General features: G+C 67.6%; 17 protein-coding genes and 1 riboswitch. Of the genes, 6 read left to right on the forward strand and 11 right to left on the reverse strand.

Translation table 11 applies throughout. The features are described from left to right. Positions 1 to 59 precede the first annotated feature (59 nt). The 4 genes from metZ to ftsY all read right to left on the reverse strand — a co-directional run bounded on the left by metZ (position 60) and on the right by ftsY (position 4952). Positions 60 to 1256 carry an O-succinylhomoserine sulfhydrylase gene (gene metZ / locus ACXN5S_RS15005; protein ID WP_458606275.1) on the reverse strand — a complete coding sequence of 399 codons (1197 nt, stop codon included), beginning with the start codon at positions 1254 to 1256 and terminating at the stop codon, positions 60 to 62. Positions 1257 to 1343: 87 nt separating this feature from the next. After that, positions 1344 to 1421: riboswitch (SAM riboswitch) on the reverse strand. Between the two features lie 293 nt (positions 1422 to 1714). Continuing rightward, on the reverse strand, positions 1715 to 2347 hold the full coding sequence (locus ACXN5S_RS15010) for an inner membrane-spanning protein YciB (protein ID WP_458606276.1): 633 nt from the start codon (positions 2345 to 2347) through the stop codon (positions 1715 to 1717). Between the two features lie 9 nt (positions 2348 to 2356). Continuing rightward, complete coding sequence (locus tag ACXN5S_RS15015) at positions 2357 to 3259, reverse strand: EamA family transporter (protein WP_458606277.1); 903 nt, start codon at positions 3257 to 3259, stop codon at positions 2357 to 2359. Positions 3260 to 3563: 304 nt separating this feature from the next. Then, on the reverse strand, positions 3564 to 4952 hold the full coding sequence (gene ftsY, locus ACXN5S_RS15020) for a signal recognition particle-docking protein FtsY (protein ID WP_458606278.1): 1389 nt from the start codon (positions 4950 to 4952) through the stop codon (positions 3564 to 3566). A gap of 237 nt (positions 4953 to 5189) precedes the next feature. Here ftsY and ACXN5S_RS15025 point away from each other — a divergent pair, with 237 nt between their 5' ends. Next, positions 5190 to 5591, forward strand: a complete 402-nt coding sequence (locus ACXN5S_RS15025) for a DUF2177 family protein (protein ID WP_458606279.1) — start codon at positions 5190 to 5192, stop codon at positions 5589 to 5591. A 97-nt stretch (positions 5592 to 5688) separates the two neighbouring features. Then, the gene (locus ACXN5S_RS15030) at positions 5689 to 6069 is read left to right on the forward strand and encodes a hypothetical protein (RefSeq protein ID WP_458606280.1); all 381 of its coding nucleotides are present in this window, start codon (positions 5689 to 5691) and stop codon (positions 6067 to 6069) included. 7 nt (positions 6070 to 6076) lie between these two features. On the opposite strand, the gene xseA is transcribed toward ACXN5S_RS15030, so the two are convergent. Together xseA and ACXN5S_RS15040 are read right to left on the reverse strand one after the other, a co-directional pair. Further along, a complete protein-coding gene (gene xseA, locus ACXN5S_RS15035; protein WP_458606281.1) occupies positions 6077 to 7660 on the reverse strand; it encodes an exodeoxyribonuclease VII large subunit in 1584 nt (527 codons plus the stop codon). Between the two features lie 122 nt (positions 7661 to 7782). Beyond that, complete coding sequence (locus ACXN5S_RS15040) at positions 7783 to 8343, reverse strand: type 1 glutamine amidotransferase domain-containing protein (protein ID WP_458606282.1); 561 nt, start codon at positions 8341 to 8343, stop codon at positions 7783 to 7785. Positions 8344 to 8495: 152 nt separating this feature from the next. On the opposite strand from ACXN5S_RS15040, the gene purD reads away from it, so the two are divergent. Beyond that, positions 8496 to 9761, forward strand: a complete 1266-nt coding sequence (gene purD, locus ACXN5S_RS15045) for a phosphoribosylamine--glycine ligase (RefSeq protein ID WP_458606283.1) — start codon at positions 8496 to 8498, stop codon at positions 9759 to 9761. Between the two features lie 64 nt (positions 9762 to 9825). Here the strand turns inward: purD and ACXN5S_RS15050 are convergent, their stop codons facing one another. From ACXN5S_RS15050 to ACXN5S_RS15070, 5 genes are all read right to left on the reverse strand, one after another. Continuing rightward, on the reverse strand, positions 9826 to 10338 hold the full coding sequence (locus tag ACXN5S_RS15050) for a CarD family transcriptional regulator (protein ID WP_458606284.1): 513 nt from the start codon (positions 10336 to 10338) through the stop codon (positions 9826 to 9828). A gap of 235 nt (positions 10339 to 10573) precedes the next feature. Continuing rightward, positions 10574 to 10909 carry a ferredoxin FdxA gene (fdxA, locus tag ACXN5S_RS15055; RefSeq protein WP_458606285.1) on the reverse strand — a complete coding sequence of 112 codons (336 nt, stop codon included), beginning with the start codon at positions 10907 to 10909 and terminating at the stop codon, positions 10574 to 10576. Between the two features lie 60 nt (positions 10910 to 10969). Further along, entirely contained in the window at positions 10970 to 11320 is a 351-nt protein-coding gene (locus ACXN5S_RS15060; RefSeq protein ID WP_458606286.1) for an RNA-binding S4 domain-containing protein, read from the reverse strand. A 15-nt stretch (positions 11321 to 11335) separates the two neighbouring features. Next, on the reverse strand, positions 11336 to 14215 hold the full coding sequence (locus tag ACXN5S_RS15065) for a helicase-related protein (RefSeq protein WP_458606545.1): 2880 nt from the start codon (positions 14213 to 14215) through the stop codon (positions 11336 to 11338). A gap of 41 nt (positions 14216 to 14256) precedes the next feature. Beyond that, complete coding sequence (locus tag ACXN5S_RS15070) at positions 14257 to 14724, reverse strand: tetratricopeptide repeat protein (protein WP_458606287.1); 468 nt, start codon at positions 14722 to 14724, stop codon at positions 14257 to 14259. Positions 14725 to 14909: 185 nt separating this feature from the next. Here ACXN5S_RS15070 and ACXN5S_RS15075 point away from each other — a divergent pair, with 185 nt between their 5' ends. The 3 genes from ACXN5S_RS15075 to ACXN5S_RS15085 all read left to right on the forward strand — a co-directional run bounded on the left by ACXN5S_RS15075 (position 14910) and on the right by ACXN5S_RS15085 (position 18114). After that, positions 14910 to 15200 carry an SCP2 sterol-binding domain-containing protein gene (locus ACXN5S_RS15075; RefSeq protein ID WP_458606288.1) on the forward strand — a complete coding sequence of 97 codons (291 nt, stop codon included), beginning with the start codon at positions 14910 to 14912 and terminating at the stop codon, positions 15198 to 15200. Next, positions 15193 to 16140: an alpha/beta fold hydrolase gene (locus ACXN5S_RS15080; RefSeq protein ID WP_458606289.1), complete on the forward strand. Its 948-nt coding sequence runs from the start codon at positions 15193 to 15195 to the stop codon at positions 16138 to 16140. Before ACXN5S_RS15075 ends, ACXN5S_RS15080 begins: the two co-directional genes overlap by 8 nt. A 147-nt stretch (positions 16141 to 16287) precedes the next feature. Then, positions 16288 to 18114, forward strand: a complete 1827-nt coding sequence (locus tag ACXN5S_RS15085) for a M3 family oligoendopeptidase (RefSeq protein ID WP_458606546.1) — start codon at positions 16288 to 16290, stop codon at positions 18112 to 18114. Positions 18115 to 18117 lie beyond the last annotated feature (3 nt).

The raw sequence follows: 18117 nt of genomic DNA on the forward strand, positions 1-18117 counted from the left end.
AGGGCGTCCGGGGGGTGTTTTACAAACCCCCCGGTGGGCCGTTGGCTGGGCGGCCGGTCTTACGCCCCCGCAGCCCCGCCCGCAGCGGCCTGCAGCGCGCCTTCGATATCGGCGATGAGATCGGCCGGGTCTTCGAGGCCGACGGACAGGCGGCAAAGGCCCGGCGTGATGCCGAGCGTGGCGCGCTGCTCTTCGCTGAGGCGCTGGTGCGTGGTCGTGGCCGGGTGCGTCACGATGCTCTTGGCGTCGCCGAGGTTGTTCGAGATGAGGATGATCTCCAGCGCATCGAGGAAGCGAAAGGCCGCCTCCTTGGAGCCAAGGTCGATCGCCAGCACCGTGCCGCCGGCGCCCATCTGCGCCATGGCGAGCTCATGCTGGGGGTGGCTCGGCAGGCCGGGGTAGATCACGCGCTGGCCCGAGCTCTCAACCGCCTCGGCGATCTGCTGGGCGCTGGCGGCCTGCGCGCGCACGCGCAGCTCCATCGTCTCCAGCCCCTTAAGGAGCAGCCAGGCCGAGAAGGGCGAGAGCGCGCAGCCGGTGTGCTTGAAATAGGGCTCGGCGACCTTGCGGACGAAGTCCTTGGTGCCGAGGATCACCCCGCCCAGCACCCTGCCCTGCCCGTCGATATGCTTGGTGGCCGAGTAGACGACGACATCCACCCCCTGCTCGATGGCGCGGGAAAAGACGGGCGTCGCGAAGACATTGTCGGCGATCACGGTGGCGCCGGCGGCATGCGCGATCTTGCAGACCTCGGTCACGTCGATGAGGTCGAGCGCGGGGTTCGAGACGCTCTCGAAGAACACCGCCTTGGTGCCGGGGGTCACCGCCTCACGCCACTCATCGAGGCTGGTGCCATCGACGAAGACGACCTCGACGCCGAAGCGCGGCAGAATCTCTTCGAGGATGTAGAGGCACGAGCCGAAGAGCGCTCGGCTGGAGATCACCTTGTCGCCCGCCTTCAGCATCGACATCAGCGCGCCGTTGACGGCGGCCATGCCCGAGGCGGTGGCGAAGGCATCCTCGGCCCCTTCGAGCGCGGCGATGCGGTCTTCGAACATGCGCACCGTGGGGTTGCCGTAGCGGGCGTAGATGAACTCGTCTTCGCCGGATTTGATGAAGCGCTGCTCGGCCTGGGCGGCATCGTCATAGACGAAGCCCTGGGTGAGAAAGATCGCCTCGCTCACCTCGCCATACTGGCTGCGGCGGGTGCCGCCGTGAACGGCTTTCGTCCGGCGGGCATGGTCGCGTGTCGACATCTGGTCGTCTCCTTCGGGGGCTGGTGCCCCGTTCTTTCCCGGGCCGCAGCCCAAAGAAAAACCCCGACACCGGTCAAGGCATCGGGGCTTGCGACCCGTCAGACCTCTTTAGCGGCATGTTTTACGTGGCCCGCAATCCGGTAACAAATCGCCACGAGGGGAGTGGTAGACCTGCCGGAGTGGCGGGTCAAGCGGGGTGGCCTTCTTGCCCCCGGGGATCAAAGCCAACTTCGCACGCCGCCCCGTGGGGTGGCGCCGCCACGGCCCCGCCATAGCGCTTTATGGAGGCCACGCCCCTCCCAGCGGCGGGCTCTGCGCCAATGGCAGCCAAAGCGCCAGCCCGTGGGGACGGGCCGGCGCTCGCGTAGCGGCCTGAAAGCCCTGATGCCGCGCTTGGGATTGAGCGGTGATCGCGGGAATGCCGCACGGTGGCGGAGCGATGGCGGGTTTAACCAGCCCTACCCCTCGCTCGGCTTCTTCTCCTCGATGCCGTATTTCTCCAGCAGGCTGCCCTGCGTGAGGAAAAACACGAACAGCGCCGCCGTCAGCCCGAAGGTCTTGAAGGTCACCCAGAATTCCGTCGAGAATAGCCGCCAGACCAGCTCGTTGACGATGGCGAGGCCCAGGAAGAACCACATGATGCGCTTGGTCAGCAGCATCCAGCCTTCCCGCGTCATCGGCATGGCCTCGCCCATCAGTCCCTGCAGATAGCTCTTGCCCTGCATCAGCCCGATGGCCAGCGCGCCCCCGAAGATCAGGTAGATGATCGTCGGTTTCATCTTGAAGAAGCGCTCATCATTGAACCAGACCGAGAGCGAGCCGAAGACGACCACCAGCACGGCGGTGACCACCTGCATCTTGCTGAGCTTGCCTGTCAGCCACCACAGCACCCCGGTGCAGACCAGCAGCAGCGGAATGAACAGGGCAGTGACGACAATGAAGCCCTGATACTCCGTGCCCCCGATCTCGAAGACACGGTCCTTCAGCCGGGCATAGGCCAGGAAGAACAGCAGGATTGGGCCGAAATCGAGACCGATCTTCAGCCATGAGGGGACGGGCCGCTTGGGCCCCTGTGGGTCTTGGGTGCTCATGCGGTTAATCTAACCTCCGAATTCCACGATAACAGCCCCTGCAGCGATCAGCGCCATCAAGAACAGGCGACGGGGGCCGACTCCCTCGCCCAGGATGAACCAGCCGATCAGCCCGGCAAAGACCGTCGATGTCTCGCGCAGCACCGCCGCCTCGCCGACCTTGTCGAGATAGGTCGCCAGCATCACACCGCCGAAGCTGATCCAGGCGACGAAGGCGCCGATGATCCCGCGCAGCGCCAGCGGCCCAAGCCGCGGCGGTGCTGCCATCCGCCGGTAGCGGAGCGTGGCGAGGATGGGAAAGTCGAGCGCCGTGATGAAGAAGAACCAGGCGAGGAAGGTCATCGGCGAGGCGCCCGAGCGGATGCCCCAGGCGTCGTAGGTGGTGTAGATCGCCACCATCAGCCCGCCGAACAGTGCGAAGGCCAGGCCCATCTGCATGGCGCGGCGGCCGATCTGCACCTCGGCGAGGTTGCGCATCGCCAGCAGCAGAATGCCGCCTGAGAGCAGCGCCACGCCCGCCCATTGCAGCAGGGTAAAATGCTCGCCGAAGATCAACCAGGCCGCCGCCACCGTCACTACGGGGCCAGAGCCGCGCACGACCGGGTAGACGAAGGAATAGGCTGCCCGCTCATAGGCCATGGCCATCGCCAGCTTGTAGATGAAGTGGATCACCAACGCCCCGGCGAGGATGGCCCACATGGCGCCGTCGGGCGCCGGCACCAGGAAGAGCGCAACCGGCGCCGAGATCACCGCCAGCGACGCATCGATCGAGCCGCGGGAGAGCCAGGGGTCATGCGCGCCCTTCTGCAGCGCGCCGAAGATCGCGTGGGCGAGGGCCGAGGTCAGCGCCAGCAGGGTCGCGATCCGCGCCCCTTCCGCCGTGCCAGCCAATGACGCGAAATACTCACCCATCGCCCTCCTCTGGCCCGCCGCCCCGGCAAGCGCAAGAGTTGGGCTTTGGCCCGGCCTGGAGCTGCGCAGTTCCGCGACATGACAGCGAGCGAGCTGGCTCGCGCCAGAACCCTCGGCACGCCGCTCGGGATGCTGGTCAGGCCGGTCGGCATCGAGCGCGCCCAAAGCGCCCTATCGACACCTCAGTGCGCCGCCGCCCCCAGCGCGCCCCGCCTCCCATTCATCTGGCCAAAAATACCTCGGGGGGAGGCCCCACAGGGCCGGGGGGCAGCGCCCCCCTCTTCCCCTCCGCCGGCGCGACCGGTCAGGCTGGCTCCAGCTCCGTCCCCACCAGCGCGGCGGCGAATTCCTCAGGGTCAAACGGCGCCAGATCGTCGATCTGCTCGCCAACGCCGATGGCGTGGATCGGCAGGCCGAACTTGTCGGCCAGTGCCACCAGCACGCCGCCCCGCGCCGTGCCGTCGAGCTTGGTCATCACGAGGCCCGAGACATCTGCGATCTTCTGGAAGATCTCCACCTGGGTCAGGGCGTTCTGGCCCGTGGTCGCATCCAGCACGAGCAGGGTGTTATGCGGCGCATCCGGGTCCTTCTTGCGGATGACGCGCACGATCTTGGCGAGTTCTTCCATCAGGTCCTGCCGGTTCTGCAGGCGGCCGGCGGTGTCGATGAGCAGCAGGTCGGCGCCGAACGTGCGGGCCTTCTCCATCGCCTCGAAGGCAAGGCTGGCCGGGTCAGAGCCTTCGGGCGCCGTCATCACCGGCACGCCGGCGCGCTCACCCCAGACCTGCAGCTGCTCGACGGCAGCGGCGCGGAAGGTGTCGCCCGCGGCAATCACCACGCTCTTGCCGGCGTCGCGGAATTGGCTGGCGAGCTTGCCGATGGTCGTCGTCTTGCCCGAGCCGTTGACGCCCACCACCAGCACCACCTGCGGCTTGCTGGGATAGAGCGGCAGGGGCCGGGCCACCGGCTCCATGATGCGACCGATCTCGGTGGCGAGGGCGCCCTTGATCTCGGCAGAGGTCATGCGCCGGCCCATGCGGCCCTCGGCGATATTGGCGGTGACGCGCTGCGAAGTGACGACGCCCATGTCCGAGGCGATCAGCAGCTCTTCCAGCTGTTCCAGCATGTCATCGTCGAGCAGGCGGCGCGGCACATCGGCCGCCGGCCCGCCGCGGCGGAAGACGCGCGACATGATCCCGCCGCGCGGGGCGGCCGGGGTCGTCTCGACCGGCTCGGGCACCGGCATCTCCATGGGCCGCGCCTCGGCGAGGATCGGCGAGGTGGCCTCGGTCTCCTCGGGGTCATCGTCGACCGGACCGGCGCCGCCGGGCGTGACGGGCCCCGTGGGCACATCGAGCCCGCCGGGGGGCTCGGGCAGCTCGGGCGTTTCCGGCACCTCGCCCGGCGGCGGCATGTCCGGCGGCTCGGGCATCGGCGGCTGCGGCTCTTCGGGCGGATCGGGCAGCGGGTTCGGGTCGGGCACGGGCCCGGGCTCTTCGACCGGCTCGGGTTCTGGCTCATCCGGCACCTCGGGGGGGCGCGGCGGCTCGGGCACCTCGGGGACGGGCGGCGCGGCGTCGACCGGCAGTGTCTCGTCCGTCTCCTCGGCCTCGCTGACGATGGCATCGATGCCCGCGTCGAGCTTCGAGGATGAGGTGAAGAGCCTGTCTTTCAGCTTGGTGAAGAATGACATGGGGGGCCTCCTTTCCTTTGCAGGTAGTGCTTTGGCAGGGGGATGGAAAGCCTTCGGGGGGCGCTCGCCCGCCGGCCTGCCCGCGACCAGCCCCGCTCAGGGGCGCTGCCCTGGCGCGCGGGGTGGGCGGGTGGGAGCGTGCCAGGGCAGCGGCCCGTCGCCCACGCTACGAATTTCCGCCCCCGTGACTGATCCAAGTGGCACCGCCCCGCGTCTCGCTAACAAAGGAGATGCACCATGACCGTCCTCATCCTCTATCTCGCCACGGCCGCGATCTTCCTTCTGGCCGATGCGGCGATGCTCTCCACCGTGATGCGCCCGCTGTTCGAGCGGCATCTTGGCGACGGCCTGCGAGAGAACATCCGCTTCGCGCCCGCGGCGCTGTTCTATCTCGCCTATGTCGGTATCCTACTCTACTTCGTCTCGTGGCCGGCCCTGCGCGACGATCACTCGCTCGGCCAGGTGGCACTGAATGCCGCGCTGCTCGGCTTTTTCGCCTATGGCACCTACGAGTTCACCAGCTTCGCCGTGATGGATCGCTGGCATGTCACCATGCTGGCCACCGATCTGTCCTGGGGCACCTTCCTCACCGCCGCCTCGGCGACCGCCGGTCTGGCGATCGCCAGGGCGCTGTCGTGACCCAGCGCCTCAAATCCCCGGCCCCATGACGGGGATTTGACGCGGCCGGGCGGGACCCTCCCTTCCGCCCGGCCGCAAATTTTGGCAATCTGCCGCCATGACACGCCTAGCCCTCCTCGCCCTTCTCCTCGCCTCGCCCGCCGCCGCGCAAGACGCCATGACGGCCGACGAATTCGAGGCCTTCGTCACCGGCAAGACGCTGGGCTACGCCTCGGGCGACGAGCCCTATGGCGTCGAGCGTTATACCGAGGGGCGGCGCGTCCTCTGGGCCTATGTTGGGGATGAGTGCATCGAGGGGGAATGGTACCCCAAGGGCGAAGACATCTGCTTCGTCTACCCCGATTTCGGCGATGAGCAGTGCTGGCGCTTCACGATGAACGCTGGCGAGCTCACCGCCCGCTTCACCGGCGAGGGCAGCAGCCAGACTGTCTATTCCGTCAGCGAAGCGCCGCTGATCTGCCCCGGCTACGGCGTCTGAGAGCCTGCTAGAACAGGCTGCCCTGCTCCGGCGGCGGTTTGCGCGGTTTGGCCTTTGGCTTCGGCGCCTCTGATGTGGCCTCCGCCGCCGGCGGGCCGCCCGTGCCATCATCGCCCGGCGCATAGCGCCCATCGGCGAATTCGATCTCCAGCCGGGCCGCTTTCGCCGCAGCCTCGGCCGAGGTGACCACCCGCTCGCCATCGCGCACCACGGCATAGCCCCGCTGCAGGGTGGCCTTGTAGCTCAGCGTCTCCAGCAGTCGCGCGGCGCCGTCGAGCCGGCTCTGCCGCCGCTCGCGGAGCCGTAGCTCCGCCCCGTCCAGCCGCTCGGCAGCGCGGGCAAGCCGGGTGCGGCCATCGGCGACCCGCCGCTCCAGCGGTGCGGGAGCCAGCACCAGCCGCTCCAGCCGGTGGCGCTTCAGCCGCACCACGTCGCGCAGGCCGGTGTCGAGCCGGCCGGAGAACCGCTCCAACCGGGCGCTGGCCCCCTCGCGCACGCTGCGCAGCAGGCCGGGCGAGAGCGGCACGCGGGCCAGGCGCAGGCGGCCCCTGTCAACCACGCGGCCCAGCGCCACCGGCAGCCGGTCACCCGCAATGTCGAGCCGCTGGCGCGGGGTGGATAGCAGAGCTTCGGGGCGCGGCAGGGCACGCGACAGATCGGCGAGCCGCTGGCGACGGCGGTTCACGGCCGCGTCGGCGCAGGCGGTGGCGCGGCGGCCCAGATCGCCCACGGCGCGCATCAGATCTGCCCGCACCGGCACCGCCATCTCGGCGGCGGCGGTGGGGGTTGGCGCGCGCCGGTCGGCGGCGTGGTCGATCAGCGTGATGTCGGTCTCGTGGCCAACGGCCGAGATCAGCGGGATGCGGCTGGCGGCGGCGGCGCGCACCACGATCTCTTCGTTGAAGCCCCAGAGGTCCTCCACCGAGCCACCGCCGCGGGCGACGATCAGCACATCGGGCCGGGGGATCGGCCCGCCGGGCTGCAGCGCGTTGAACCCCTCTATGGCGCGGGCCACCTCGGGCGCGCTGGCGGCGCCCTGCACGGCGACGGGCCAGACGAGCACGTGGCGGGGGAAGCGATCTCGCAGGCGGTGCAGGATGTCGCGAATGACGGCGCCCGAGGGAGAGGTGACCACGCCGATCACCTGCGGCAGGTAGGGCAGCGGGCGCTTGCGCTCGGCGGCAAAGAGCCCCTCGCCTTCCAGCGCCTTGCGGCGCTTCTCCAGCATCGCCATCAGCGCGCCGGCGCCGGCGGGGGCGACATCCTCGACATTGAGCTGGTAGCGCGACTGGGGGCCGAAAGTGGTGAGCTTGCCGGTGGCGATGACCTCCATCCCCTCTTCCGGCATGTGGCTGAGCCGGGCGACCTGGCCCTTCCAGCTGACGGCGGAGAGAACGGAGCGGTCGTCCTTCAGATCGAAATAGACATGGCCAGACCGGGCCTTGGTGACACGGCCAACCTCGCCGCGCACGCGCACGCGACCGAATTCACCCTCGATCACGCGCTTCACCGCGCCGGTGATCTCACCGACGCTGTAATCATGCGCATTCCCGCCCGTCTCGCCGGGGCCGTCGTCTTCGAAAAGCTCCATGGCCCTTTCTCGCCCGCCGCCGGGGCGGCTGCAAACGAAAACGGGCGGCCCCGAGGGAGGGCCGCCCGTCTGAAATCGCACCAGCTAGCAGGACACTTTGAAGATGCGAAACCTATGCCGCCTTAGGCGGCGCGCTGCTCGTGCTTGCCCTCGGCAATCTCTTCCACGAGCTTGGCGCAGAAGGCGTCGAGGTCACCGGGGTTGCGGCTGGTGACGAGCGCTTCGTCGCAGACGACTTCGCTGTCTTCCCAAAGGCCGCCGGCATTGATCACGTCGGTCTTGATCGACTTGAAAGAGGTCAGATGACGCCCCTTCACGATGCCGGTCTCGACCAGCAGCCAGGGCGCGTGGCAGATGGCGCCAATCGGCTTCTTGGCCTCCCAGAACGCCTTGATGAAGGCGAGCGCGTCGTCGTCGACACGAAGCAGGTCAGGGTTGATCTGGCCGCCCGGAAGCACCAGCGCGTTGTAGTCGCTGGAGGTGACGTCAGAGAGCTTGCGGTCGACCTTCACGGCGCGGCCCCAATCCGACTTGTCCCAGCCCTTGATCTCGCCCTCTTCCGGCGAGACGACATGGACCTCGGCGCCCGCGGCTTTCAGCTGCTTCAGCGGCTCTTCCAGCTCAGATTGCTCGAAACCGTTGGTTGCGAGGATAGCGATCGTTTTCCCGTTGAGCGTCGGCATGACGTGCCTCCTTTCGTGGGTTCGTTGCGTTGTTGCTGGGACAACGGCCTCCCCCCATCCGAAGTTTCCCTCATTCCGCTGCGTCGCGGCATCTCTTGCCTCACGTTCCCGTGCCTTCTAGAGGGGCCGTGCCGGCCTGAAGGAGTAGCGCCATGAACATTCTCATCCTTGGCTCCGGCGGGCGCGAGCACGCTCTCGCCTGGGCGGTGAAGCAGAACCCCAAATGCGACCGGCTCATCGTGGCGCCGGGCAATGCTGGGATCGCGGCCATCGCCGAATGTTCGGCGCTCGACATCCTCGACGGCGATTCCGTCGCCGGCTTTGCCGCCGAGAATGCCATCGATCTGGTCATCATCGGCCCCGAAGCGCCGCTGGCCGCCGGAGTGGCCGATGCCTGCCGCAATGCGGGACTTACCGTTTTCGGGCCTTCGGCGGCGGCAGCGGAGCTTGAGGCTTCGAAATCTTTCACAAAGTCGATCTGCGACGCCGCCGGCGCCCCCACAGCGGCCTGGGCGCGCTTCACCGAGCTGGCGCCCGCCCGCGCCTATGTCGAGAAGACCGGCACCCCCATCGTGATCAAGGCCGACGGGCTTGCCGCCGGAAAGGGCGTGACCGTGGCGATGGACGAAGCCACGGCTTTGGCCGCGCTGGAGGAGTGCTTCGCCGGCATGCATGGCGAGGCCGAGGTGGTGATCGAGGAGTTCATGGCCGGCGAAGAGGCCAGCTTCTTCCTGCTCGTCGATGGCGAGGAGGTGCTCTCCATCGGCACGGCGCAGGACCACAAGCGTGCCTACGACGGTGACGAGGGGCCTAATACGGGCGGCATGGGCGCCTATTCCCCCGCCCCCATCCTGCCGCCCGAGCTGCAGGAGCAGGTGCTTGCGGAGATCATCCGCCCGACGATGGCCGAGATGGTGCGGCGCGGCACGCCCTACCAGGGCGTCCTCTACGCCGGGCTGATGATCGAGAACGGCCGGGCACGACTGGTCGAGTACAACTGCCGCTTTGGCGACCCCGAATGCCAGGTGCTGATGATGCGGCTCGGCGCGCAGGCACTCGACCTGATCGAGGCTGCCGCCAAGGGCCGCTTAAGCGAGGTGGCCCCGAGCTGGGCCGACGATCACGCGCTCACCGTGGTGATGGCGGCGAAAGGATATCCCGGCAGCTATGAAAAGGGCAGCGAGATTCGCGGCCTCTCCGCACTGCCGGAAACCTCGCGCGCCTATGTCTTCCACGCCGGCACCAAGGCCGAGGGCCACAGCATTCGCGCCAACGGCGGGCGGGTGCTGAACGTCACCGCCCGGGGCGCCAGCCTGCAGGAGGCGCGTAACGCCGCCTATGCGCTGGTCGAGCAGATCGACTGGCCCGAGGGCTTCTACCGCAGCGACATCGGCTGGCGCGCGCTCGACCGCGCCTGACGCCCAGACATAGAAAGGGCCGCACCCACCACGGCGCGGCCCAATTTTTAACCGTTCAGCAGCCTCAGGCCGCGGCGCGGCTCACGAGCACTTCGTCGATGTCGCGGGCGGCTTGCGCCTCGTCATTGCCGAGCGCGGCAGCGATCTCACGGGTGAGCCGCTCCAGCGCCGCCTCATAGAGCTGACGCTCGGAATAGCTCTGCTCGCGCTGGTCGTCGGCGCGGTGCAGGTCGCGCACGACCTCGGCGATGGCGATCAGATCGCCCGAGTTGATCTTCTGTTCGTATTCCTGCGCCCGGCGCGACCACATGGCCTTCTTCACCTTGGCCTTGCCCTTCAGCGTTTTCATCGCGTGGGCGACGATATCGGGCGAGGACAGCGCGCGCAGGCCGGCCTCGGTGGCCTTCTGCGTGGGGACGCGCAGCGTCATCTTGTCCTTCTCGAAGGAGATCACGAACAGCTCCAGCTTGAAGCCCGCGACCTCCTGCTCTTCGATGGAAACGATCTTGCCGACCCCGTGCGCCGGGTAGACGACGAAATCGTTGGGACGGAACTCGTTCTTCTTGGTCTTGCTCATGATGTCCTTTCCGGCCGACCTATCGGCTGAGCCTTCCCCGGGGACGACGAAACCCGGCGGAAACCGGAGGTTCCGTCGGGTTGAGGGCCATGGGGCGGATCAGCTATTCAGCAGCAGCATTTGGTGGATCATACCACAAAAACAGCCCCTTCGGAAGCGTCCTCGCGGAAGCGCCTGAAACGGCAGCAAAATTCTTGTGTGTCAGTGGCTTGGGAGAGTGTGCCGGCGGCGCGAATCAGCCGCCTTCGCCGGGGGCTTCGGAGAAGAGATCCATCTTGCCGGGCTTGCCGTCCATCTCTTCGGCGCCGGGCAGCGGGTCTTTCTTCGTCACGATGACGGGCCACATCTCGGAATACTTGCGGTTGAACTCCACCCACTTTTCCATGTCCGGCTCGGTATCGGGGCGGATGGCATCGGCGGGGCATTCCGGCTCGCAGACACCGCAGTCGATGCATTCGTCGGGGTGAATGACGAGCATGTTCTCGCCCTCGTAGAAGCAATCCACCGGGCAGACTTCGACGCAATCGGTGTATTTGCAGGCGATGCAGGAATCATTGACGATGTAGGTCATAGCGGGCTCGCCTCGAGGCTGCGTGTCGGAGTTCGGCCTCACTTAGAACGCTGGCCAGGATCATTCAAGCGGGCGATCCGCCGCGTCGTCGCCGCCGTCGTCCGGGGTCTCATCCCATTCGCCATCCTCGGGCTTCAGGTCGTCGTAGAGCTGCGCCGCCTCAGTCGCCGGGCCCCGCCGCTCACCGCAGGCCAGCACGCGGACCACCCGGATGCGCCCGGCCTGCGGGAAGGTCAGAACGTCGCCCTCGCCCACGGCGCGGGCCGGCTTGTCGGTGCGCTGACCGTTGACGCGGATACGCCCCTTGCCCGCCAGATCGGCGGCCATCCCGCGCGTCTTGAAAAAGCGGGCCTGGTACAGCCACTTGTCGAGGCGGATCGTCTCGCGCGCGGGCTGGCCCTTGCCGCTCAAGAGCGCCTCACGCCATCACTTCGGCTTGAAGCCCGAAAGGGCGGCGGCGAAGGGATTGTCGGGGTCGATCTTCTGTTCGCGCTTGGGCGGCTGGGCGCTGGCGGTCTTCGGCCCGCGATCCTCGCGGCCCTTCTTCGGGCGCTTGCCACCCTGCTTCCGGCCCTCGCCCTTGCCCTGCGGCCGACCGCTGCCTTCGCGACGGGGCTTGCCGCCGCCGGCAGGCCGGCGGGCCCAGGTAAAGGTATAGAAGGTCTCGAGCTCGGCCTCTTCCGGCGCAGCATCCGAAGCAGCCTCGGGTTCAGAGGCAGCCTCGGGCTCGGGCGTTTCGGCTTGCGCGGAAACATCGGGCTCCGGCGTCACTTCCGCCGCCGGCTCTCCGGGAGCGGCTTCTGCGGCGACGTCGGGCCTAGCCTCAACCTCAGAGGCGCCTTCGGCCTCCGGCTGAGCAGCCGCAGCCTCCGCCGCGTCGGGCTTGGCCTCCGTCTCGGCAGCACCGTCTGCTTTCGGGGCGTCGGCGGCCCGCTGCTTCGGCCGCTCGCCCTTTTCGGCCTTGTAACCGAGGCCCTCCATCAGGCCGGCGAATTGCTCCAGCGTCAGGCCGGTGATCGACAGCATGTCGGCATTGGCCTCGAAGCCGCCGCGGCTGTCCTTGTCGCGCAGCATGTCGGCCAGGCGCTCGGCCATGTCGATGCGAATGGCCCGCTCGCCGGCGCGGCGGTAGCCCTGCATGGCATCCTGGCCCTCGGGGCCCTCTTGCGCGGGAATGGTCACCAGGCCCGGAGGCGGCGACGAGGGGAAATCGTCGAGCCCCTGCCACAGCGACCAGAGCACCAGCCGCAGCCGCGTGGGCGCCGGCTTCAGCAAGAGCGGCATGAACACCGTGTACTGCCCGAAGCGCACACCATGCTTGCGCAGGGCGCCGCGCGCTTCCTGATCGAGCGATTTGACGTCTTCCGCCACCTTGGCGCGGGGCAGCACCCCGAAGCCTTCGACCAGCTGATAGGCGAAGCCGCGGGCGAGGCCCGAGAGCGCTTCGTCCTTCTGCAGGTTCACCAGCGGCTCGAAGGCGGCGGCGATCTTGCGGTCGATGAAATGTTGCAGGCGGCGTTGCACCTTGGCGGCCACATCGGGGCCCGCCTCGTCATCAACGAAGGCGACCACCTCGGGGCGCAGGGCATCGGGGCCCTTGGCGAGCTTGCCCACGGCATTCTCGCCCCACATCAGCCCGCCCTGATCGGTGAAGTCGATCTCGCCGTCGGGGGCGTTGTAGAAGCGGTCGGCGCGCAGATGGAACAGCGGCGTCAGCGCCTCGCGCGCGGCGCGGGCGATGGTTTTCTGTTCATCGGCATTCGCCGCCTTGTCGACGCGGAACCGAAATCCCTCCAGCCGGCCGACGAACTCGCCTTCCACGCTGACTTCGCCGCTTTCGGTCACCTCGGCCACGAGACTTTCCTTCTCTTTCAGCCGGCGGGCCAGAACACTGGTGCGCCGGTCGACAAATGCTTGCGTCAGCGCGCTGTGCAGCGCGTCCGACAGTCGGTCTTCTACCGCGCGGGTCTCGCCCCGCCAATGGCTTTCATCTTCAAGCCAGCCGGCCCGCTGGGCGACATATGTCCATGTCCGGATATAGGCCAGACGCTTTGACAATGTGTCGATGTCGCCATCGGTCCGGTCGATCCTTTGAACCTGCTCGGCCAGCCATGATGTCGAGACGCGGCCATATTCGTGCAGATCGGAATAGATACGCATGAGCAGCTGCGCATGTTCCCCCCGGCTGATGCCGCGGAAATCGGGCACGCGGCACACGTCCCACAGCAGGCGCACCGAGGGGCCGTCGCTGGCGCGCGCCTGGATCTCGGCATCGGCGGAAAGCGCCTTCAGCGCCGCCAGATCGTCGGATTCGCGCACGCGGGAGAGCCAGGGGTTCTCCGTGCGCTCCTCCAGCCGCTGGATGAGGCGCTTCGGCGAGCCGAATTCCAGCCGCGCATTTCGCCACATCAGGCGGCGGACGGGCGCGAAGCGGTGCTCTTCGATGGCCCCCACAACCTCGGGGTCGAGCGCATGCGCTTCGCCTGTGGTGCCGAAGGTGCCGGCGCGCTGATAGCGCCCGGCGCGGCCCGCGATCTGCGCCAGCTCGTCGGCGGCAAGGGGGCGCATGCGGTGCCCGTCGAACTTGGAGAGGCCGGAAAAGGCGACATGGTCGATATCGAGGTTGAGCCCCATACCGATAGCATCGGTAGCGACGAGGTAGTCGACCTCGCCGTTCTGGTACATCTCGACCTGCGCGTTGCGCGTCCGGGGGCTAAGCGCGCCCATCACCACGGCTGCGCCGCCACGCACGCGGCGCAGCAGCTCGGCGATGGCGTAGACGTTATCCACCGAAAAGCCGACGATCGCCGCCCGCTCGGGCATGCGGCTGAGCTTCTTGGCGCCGGTATAGCTGAGCGTGGAGAAGCGCTCGCGGCTGAGGATCTCCACCCCCGGCACCAGCGCGGCGACGGCGGAGCGCATGGTGGCCGAGCCGAGGAACAGCGTCTCGTGCTGGCCGCGCGCATGCAGCAGCCGGTCGGTAAAGACATGGCCGCGCTCGGGATCGGCGCAGAGCTGGATCTCGTCGACGGCGAGAAAATCGGCGCCCATGCCCTCGGGCATCGCCTCGACGGTGCAGACCCAGTACTGAACGCGGGGCGGCACGATCCGCTCCTCGCCCGTCACCAGCGCGACGACGGAGGGACCGCGCAATGCCACGATACGGTCATAGACCTCGCGCGCCAGCAGGCGCAGCGGCAGCCCGATGATGCCGGTCTTGTGGCCGAGCATCCGCTCGATGGCGTAATGGGTCTTGCCGGTGTTGGTCGGCCCCAGCACGGCCGCGACCCGGCCCTGCCTCATCATCGGCGTGGTCATGGTTGGAGTTCCGCCTCTTGCGGCCAGGCTTACAGGCTCTGGCCGCCCATCATCTGCTCGATCCGGTTGACCGAACCTTTCGTGATCTCATCGCCCGGATAATACTCCAGCACAACGCGATAGACCTCCAGCGCTTCTTCTTCGCGCCCGAGTTCTTCGAGGATGATCGCAAATCCGCGCATGGCGATGAACTGGTCGGGGTTGAGCGCCAGCGCCCGCTGCAGGTCGGCCAGAGCCGGGCCGATCATGCCGAGGTAGTAATAGGCCTCGGCGCGGGCGTGATAGGCCTCGGCGAAGTCCCCGTCCCAGTCGATGGCGGCGGTAAAGTGATCGACGGCCAGCTCGGCCTCGCCCATCTCCAGCGCGTCGCGCCCGCGCTGCAGCAGCAAGTCGATGGTGGCCGAGCCGGATTTCGACCATTCGCCCACCAGCTCGTCGAGGATGCCGATGGATTGCCCCTCGGGCGCCTCGCGCAGCGCGCCCAGCAGATCGTCCACCCGGTCGGCGAAAGCCGGCAGGGGTAAGGAAAACCCGACTGCAAGGCCGAGAGACGCAAGGATACGTTTGATCGCAGTGGCTGAGACTTCCATATCATGAGTGTAAGCACGGCCCCGCCCGAGACAAGCCCGCCACCGGGCCGCCGAGGGCAGAGGGCCATCACAATGATGGAAGGGAAGAGAGAATGAGCGACGTGGTAGACAAGGCCGTCAGCGAGCTGAACTCCAAGATGTCGGGCGAAAGCCTTGGCGGCACCGCCAAGTTCGTCATCGAAGACGAAGGCACCGTGTTCATCGACGATGACGGCGCCCGTGCTGCCGATGGCGATGCCGATGTCACCCTCACCGCCTCGGCCGAAACCTTCGAGGCCATCCTGAACGGCGACGAGAACCCGACAGCGGCCTTCATGTCTGGCAAGCTCGCCGTCGATGGCGACATGGGGATGGCGATGAAGCTGTCCGGCCTCCTTGCTTGACCTCAGCCTGAGCCAGGCGCCGTTCTACGCGGATGTCGCCGATGCCCCCGAAGGCGTGCAATGCCATTGGCTGACGACAGCCGATGGCGTGAAGATCCGCGTGGCCGCATGGCGGGCCGAGGGCGAGCGCGGCACCGTGCTCGTGATGCCGGGGCGCACCGAATATATCGAGAAGTTCGGGGGCCTCGCCGGCGATCTGCTGAAGATGGGCCTGTCGGTCATCGTGGTCGACTGGCGCGGCCAGGGCATCGCCGAGCGGCTGCACCAGAACCGCGCGCTCGGGCATGTGCGGCGGATCGAGGATTACCAGCTCGATGTCGAGGCCATGATCGGCCATGCCGACGGGCTGGGCCTGCCCCGCCCGCATTACCTGCTCGGCCATTCCATGGGCGGCGCCATCGGCTTTCGCGCGCTGGAGCGGAAGTACCCGATCGAAGCCGCGGCCTTCACGGCGCCGATGTGGGGCATCCAGATGCATGCCGCCATGCGCCCCGTCGCCTGGGGCCTGTCATCGCTCGCCCGGCCGCTCGGCCTGTCGGCGATCCTGGCGCCGACGCAGCAGGCGGAATCCTACGTGTTGCGCGTGGCGCCCGAAGAGAACACGCTCACCACCGATCTGCAGAGCTACGCAAAGCTCATTGCGCAGATCAAGGCGCATCCCGATCTCGCGCTCGGCGGCCCCTCGCTGCACTGGCTGAACGAGTCGCTGCGCGAAATGCGTCGCATCAAGCAGGCCCCAGCGCCGGATGTGCGCTGCCTGACCTTCCTCGGCGGGCTGGAGGCCATCGTGCACCCCGGCGACATCGCCGCCCGGGTAAAAAGCTGGCCCGGTGCCGAGCTGGTCACCTACGAGGGCGCCAAGCACGAGCTGCTGATCGAGCGGCCCGAGGTGCGGCAAGACATCCTCGCCCGGCTCGACAGGCACTTCGTCCCCGCCTGACCTGCACAGCGCGATGGCGGCGCGAGAAGCGCCCATCGCCCCTGCCCTTTCACCTCACCGCAGCCCGGCTTATCTAGGGCCAAACGCGCCGCCCTGCCCCCGCGCGGGCAGGAAGCGATGGATGAAAGGATCGCCCCCATGATCGAGATGCGCCCGCCCTTCGACAAGCTTCCCGTCTTCGACGCCGCCGAGAAAGGCTCCAACGCCTTCGGCCCCCTGCCCGAATGGGATTTAACCGACCTCTATCCCTCGCTCGACGCGCCCGAGCTGCAGGCGGATATGGATTTCGTCAAATCCGAATGCGCCGCCTTCGCCGAGGACTACCAGGGCAAGCTCGCCGAGCTCGACGCCGCCGGCATGCTGAAGGCCGTGCAGCGCTATGAAGAGATCGACATCAAAGCCGGGCGCGTCATGTCTTACGCCGGGCTCGCCTATTACCAGCGCACTACCGATGCGAAGCGCGCCAAGTTCCTCTCCGACTGTCAGGACAGGATCACCAGCGACACGACGCCGCTGGTCTTCTGGTCGCTGGAGGTGAACAGGCTGGACGACGCGCAGATCGACGCGCTCTTCGCCGCCAACGACGAGCTGGCCCGCTACAAGCCGGTCTTCGAGCGGATGCGCGCCATGAAGCCCTATCAGCTCTCCGACGAGCTGGAGCGGTTCCTGCACGATCAATCCGCCGTGGGCGCCGCCGCGTGGAACAAGCTCTTCGACGAGACCATCGCGGGCATGACCTTTGAGGTGCAGGGCGAGCGGCTCGGCATCGAGGCCACGCTCGACATCCTCTCCGAGCAGGACCGACCCCGGCGCGAGGCCGCCGTGAAGGCGCTCGCCAAGGGGTTCCAAAAAGACCTCAAGATCTTCGCCCGCGTGCACAATACGCTCGCGAAGGAGCTGGAGATCGAAGACCGCTGGCGCGGCATGCCCACCCCGCAGACCGGCCGGCACCTTGCCAACCATGTCGAGCCCGAGGTGGTCGAGGCGCTGCGCAACGCGGTGGTCGCTGCCTATCCGCGCCTGTCGCACCGCTACTACAAGCTCAAGGCCAAGTGGATGGGCCTTGAGACGATGGAGGTCTGGGACCGGAACGCTCCCCTGCCCATCGAAGAGATGCGCACCATCCCCTGGGACGAGGCCTGCAATATCGTGCGCGAGGCCTATGCCGGTTTCTCGCCCGAGATGGCAGAGCTGGCAGAGCCCTTTTTCACCAAAGGCTGGATCGACGCGGGCGTGAAAGAGGGCAAGGCCCCCGGCGCCTTCGCGCACCCGACGGTCAGCACCGTGCACCCCTACGTGATGCTCAACTACCTCGGCAAACCGCGTGACGTGATGACGCTGGCCCACGAGCTTGGCCACGGCGTCCACCAGCGCCTCGCGGCGGGCCAGGGCGAATTGCTGAGCGCCACGCCGCTCACGCTGGCCGAGACGGCGAGCGTCTTCGGCGAGATGCTGACCTTCCGCAAGCTGCTGGCCGAGGCGCCGAATGCGACGGCGAAGAAGGTGCTGCTGGCAGGCAAGGTCGAGGACATGATCAACACGGTCGTCCGCCAGATCGCCTTCTACGATTTCGAGTGCAAACTGCATGACGCCCGGCGCCAGGGCGAGATGACGCCCGATGACATCAACGCGCTGTGGATGTCGGTGCAGGCGGAATCGCTGGGGCCGGTGTTCAACTTCGCCGAAGGCTATGAGACCTTCTGGGCCTATATCCCGCATTTCGTGCATTCGCCCTTCTACGTCTACGCCTATGCCTTCGGCGATGGCCTCGTGAATGCGCTCTATGCCGTCTACGAAGAGAGCGGCCCGGCGTTTCAGGCGAAGTATTTCGACATGCTGAAGGCGGGCGGCAGCAAGCACCACAGCGAGCTGCTGGCGCCCTTCGGCCTCGACGCGAGCGACCCCGCCTTCTGGGACAAGGGCCTCTCCATGATCGAAGGCTTCATCGACGAGCTGGAGGCCATGGAGGGGTGACGC

The sequence above is a fragment of the Pseudoroseicyclus sp. H15 genome, assembly GCF_054353345.1.

Excerpts from the sequence above, each read along its gene's own strand:
- ACXN5S_RS15015 (WP_458606277.1), bottom strand. The coding sequence starts at position 3,259 with ATGGGTGAGTATTTCGCGTCATTGGCTGGCACGGCGGAAGGGGCGCGG.
- ACXN5S_RS15040 (WP_458606282.1), bottom strand. The coding sequence starts at position 8,343 with ATGCCGACGCTCAACGGGAAAACGATCGCTATCCTCGCAACCAACGGT.
- ACXN5S_RS15025 (WP_458606279.1), top strand. The coding sequence starts at position 5,190 with ATGACCGTCCTCATCCTCTATCTCGCCACGGCCGCGATCTTCCTTCTG.
- metZ (WP_458606275.1), bottom strand. The coding sequence starts at position 1,256 with ATGTCGACACGCGACCATGCCCGCCGGACGAAAGCCGTTCACGGCGGC.
- fdxA (WP_458606285.1), bottom strand. The coding sequence starts at position 10,909 with ATGACCTACATCGTCAATGATTCCTGCATCGCCTGCAAATACACCGAT.
- ACXN5S_RS15050 (WP_458606284.1), bottom strand. The coding sequence starts at position 10,338 with ATGAGCAAGACCAAGAAGAACGAGTTCCGTCCCAACGATTTCGTCGTC.
- ACXN5S_RS15075 (WP_458606288.1), top strand. The coding sequence starts at position 14,910 with ATGAGCGACGTGGTAGACAAGGCCGTCAGCGAGCTGAACTCCAAGATG.
- ACXN5S_RS15085 (WP_458606546.1), top strand. The coding sequence starts at position 16,288 with ATGCGCCCGCCCTTCGACAAGCTTCCCGTCTTCGACGCCGCCGAGAAA.
- ACXN5S_RS15065 (WP_458606545.1), bottom strand. The coding sequence starts at position 14,215 with ATGATGAGGCAGGGCCGGGTCGCGGCCGTGCTGGGGCCGACCAACACC.
- purD (WP_458606283.1), top strand. The coding sequence starts at position 8,496 with ATGAACATTCTCATCCTTGGCTCCGGCGGGCGCGAGCACGCTCTCGCC.
- ACXN5S_RS15010 (WP_458606276.1), bottom strand. The coding sequence starts at position 2,347 with ATGAGCACCCAAGACCCACAGGGGCCCAAGCGGCCCGTCCCCTCATGG.
- xseA (WP_458606281.1), bottom strand. The coding sequence starts at position 7,660 with ATGGAGCTTTTCGAAGACGACGGCCCCGGCGAGACGGGCGGGAATGCG.
- ACXN5S_RS15030 (WP_458606280.1), top strand. The coding sequence starts at position 5,689 with ATGACACGCCTAGCCCTCCTCGCCCTTCTCCTCGCCTCGCCCGCCGCC.
- ftsY (WP_458606278.1), bottom strand. The coding sequence starts at position 4,952 with ATGTCATTCTTCACCAAGCTGAAAGACAGGCTCTTCACCTCATCCTCG.